The 3,040-nt window shown below is 37.2% G+C and carries 3 protein-coding genes and 1 pseudogene; 1 reads left to right on the forward strand and 3 read right to left on the reverse strand.

The window, feature by feature from the left end; translation table 11 throughout:
* On the forward strand, positions 1 to 989 hold a 989-nt coding region (locus tag Q0X89_RS05625), incomplete at its 5' end, for a porin (RefSeq protein ID WP_297691984.1).
* A gap of 814 nt (positions 990 to 1,803) precedes the next feature.
* Here the strand turns inward: Q0X89_RS05625 and Q0X89_RS05630 are convergent.
* The 3 genes and pseudogenes from Q0X89_RS05630 to Q0X89_RS05640 all read right to left on the reverse strand — a co-directional run.
* A complete protein-coding gene (locus Q0X89_RS05630) occupies positions 1,804 to 2,328 on the reverse strand; it encodes a DsrE/DsrF/DrsH-like family protein (protein WP_297691986.1) in 525 nt (174 codons plus the stop codon).
* A gap of 52 nt (positions 2,329 to 2,380) precedes the next feature.
* A complete protein-coding gene (locus Q0X89_RS05635) occupies positions 2,381 to 2,689 on the reverse strand; it encodes a TusE/DsrC/DsvC family sulfur relay protein (RefSeq protein ID WP_297691988.1) in 309 nt (102 codons plus the stop codon).
* Positions 2,690 to 2,709: 20 nt separating this feature from the next.
* A pseudogene (locus Q0X89_RS05640) lies at positions 2,710 to 3,040 on the reverse strand (NAD(P)/FAD-dependent oxidoreductase); the annotation flags it as partial.

Raw genomic sequence — 3,040 nt, forward strand, 5'->3', positions numbered from 1 at the left:
CAGCTTTAGCTATGGTTTGGGGAAAAGAAGGCAGCCGGCATACTTTTGGTGCTTCTGCTTTTGGTATAAGCGGATTTGGGGTTACTTTCCCTGAAAGTACTACCAATCCTATTAATATGCCACAAAGTATGGGCGGATTTGGCCGAATAGAATCTAACTATAGTTTACTACAATTAGGATTCACATATGCTTATGAACTCTCTGATAAGTTCTCTGTAGGTATTCAACCTACTTTCAACTATGCATCACTCAAATTAATACCTAATCCAACTGCCAATCCAAGTCCAACCGCCGGATATCCATCTGCAGATAAGTCAACCGCTTTTGGTTTTGGAGCTCAATTTGGATTATTCTATGATTCAGGTAATGGATTCTCCGCCGGAGCTTCTTATAAAACGAAGCAGTCTTTTGGCGATTTTACGCTGGAGAACGTTTATCTTGATTCCAGCACCGGCGAGAATAAGTTCAAAATAGACTATCCAGCTATCTGGTCCCTTGGCCTTGGTTATTCTGTTGGCCAGTTTGATCTCGCAGCAGATTACCGGTATGTACAATATGACAAAGCTTCCGGATTTGCAGGAGTAGGATGGACACCAACTTTCTCCGTTGCCGGATTTGGCTGGAAGAACATTAGCATTGTTTCTGCAGGAATACAGTTTAAAGGTGTCGACAGGTTACCATTACGCCTTGGATATACCTATAGCGGTAATCCTATTGAAAGTGATGTAGCATTTTTTAGCGTACCCGCTACAGCGATAATTAAAAATGCATTTCAACTGGGCTTGAGCTATGAAATAAGTGACCGCTGGGCTATTGATGGAGTTTATCATATGGGCTTTAGCGGAAAGGCCACTGCAGGACCATTACTTAATCCTCAGTTTATTTCCAGTTCACCTCCTTACGGAGCGATTCCTGGCAGTGAAGTTTCTTATGATATGACTACCAGTATGATTATGGTTGGAGCGAGTTATAAGTTCATTAAAAAATAATCTGGCTACAAACCCGAGCTAATGAAAAACGACGCCTTCGCTGGCGTCGTTTTTACTGCTTTTAAGTTAACTATTTAATAAAAATATAACTAATACCGTTATTTTCTCCTTATAAGATTAATAATATAATCGGCACTACAAAATACAAAGGCTACTAAGCTTAATAGAGGAAGGCCTCCATGCCTGGCGGAAGGGTTCATCCAACCAGAGTAACCTATAAAAAAGATATGTACAACACCAAATAATAAAGCTACCAGTAAAGTGTTTCGGAAAGTATTAAATCCTATAAACGCTTCATCCTCATGTAGATGGGCTTGAATACTCAAATTATATGCCCAAAGAATTACAATGCCTAAAAACCCTTCTTAGCATGCTTATTCCTGCCAGCAGAGTAAGTGTCTCATCTTTTTCAAAAGATTTACCAAAGATGGCCGGTTGAAATATGACAATAATTTTTAATGGTCTTTGATTGCCTTGAACCTTAAGACAGGGCAGCTTAGTTAATATCATTTAAATATAGGTATTGCAGATAGTTAAAAGCTTACTATACTACAACGACAGCCACTAAAACCTTAATTGGCACGACTCATATAAAGGAAGTGTTTCTTATTATTGTACCATTAGGCTCAACGACTTGATAAAATCTTAAACCAGTACACGAAGACCTTATAATAGATTCTACCTCTGCATCTAGGCCAAACAATAGCCTATAACCGAGACTTTATATATCAATAAGAAACCCTGCCAAACGAATTTAGCAGGGTCCAAAACAATCAATCATTAGAAACTATATTATCTAATCGTATATCTGAGTTTAAATGAATAATAAATGGGTACCTTCTTCATTGGCTCTGCCGTAAAAGTCCCCAATTGTCAATATACCATCCAGTTCATCAATAAGATCTTCTCTTTCCAGGTGGAACATGTCTATGGCCAATTTACAGCCCCATAATTTACACCCGGAGTCTGATAAAATTTCAAGAAATTCACTGACGGGTGGCATATCTAATTTCTCCATTTCAGTCTTCATCATTTTAGTTGCCAATGCCTCTACTCCTGGCAGACCACCTAACATAGTTGGCATATGTAACGCAGGATTGCCCACGGTAGCTGTATGTAAATGTTCTAATTTCTTCTTTTGAATTGCTTCCAGTCCAAAAAATGTGAAAAATATTTCCGATTCAATGCCTTCCATCCTTGCCCCATTTGCCATAACGAATGCTGCATATGCATTTTCCAAAGTACCTTTGGATAGAATAAAAAGCATTTTTTTTACTTTAGTTTCACTCATCTCTTTTAAGTTAGTTTCACTTTTCTGTTTTGCCATTGTTTCACTCATCTCTATACTCTTATGATTATTATTAAATAACCTTAGATCGTTTTTTAATTCGTTAAATACAACTCTTAGGTTTGGGAATCCCTGCTATTAATGTGGATTTTTTAAGAGGTCCACCCGGAAACAGGCTATAAAATTCCTTTATGTTTATGACGCCACTCTTCTTAATACCCCTTATTGACAGCGGTTCTTCTTTAAGATGTTTTTCCTGTAAGTATTCTACAACTTCCCAGTGCTTTTCGGTCATAGGAATACTCTGTTCTTCCGCAAGACAAACACATACTTCTTTGTCCCATTGTTTAAAATCAAGAAGATAGCCTTCTTCATTTACATCAATTTCTCGATTTGCTATTATTTTTACCATTTTTTTTTATTTATGATTATCTATTTTACTTTTTCTATTTGTTTTCCTTTTTCAGACATTTGTGCATCTACGAATGGTATAGGAACACCCTTTAAAAGCATATTCCAATATATCCAACGGAATGCCAGTTTGCCCATATGATTCATTCTACTCTCCTTTAAAAGCCTTAAAGGACCTACACCAGGAAAAGGAAATGTTCCCTCAACCGGTTCTGTGGTGTAGTTAAAATCAATCAATAATGCTTTGCCTCCACCGGTTTCAATAAAACAATTGGCATGACCATCAAAATCCTCTTTTAATTCCTCATTATTAATATATCGCAATATGTTATCCGTCAGAATTTCTGCTTCA

This window comes from uncultured Eudoraea sp., from assembly GCF_947258525.1.
Classification (GTDB): domain Bacteria; phylum Bacteroidota; class Bacteroidia; order Flavobacteriales; family Flavobacteriaceae; genus Eudoraea.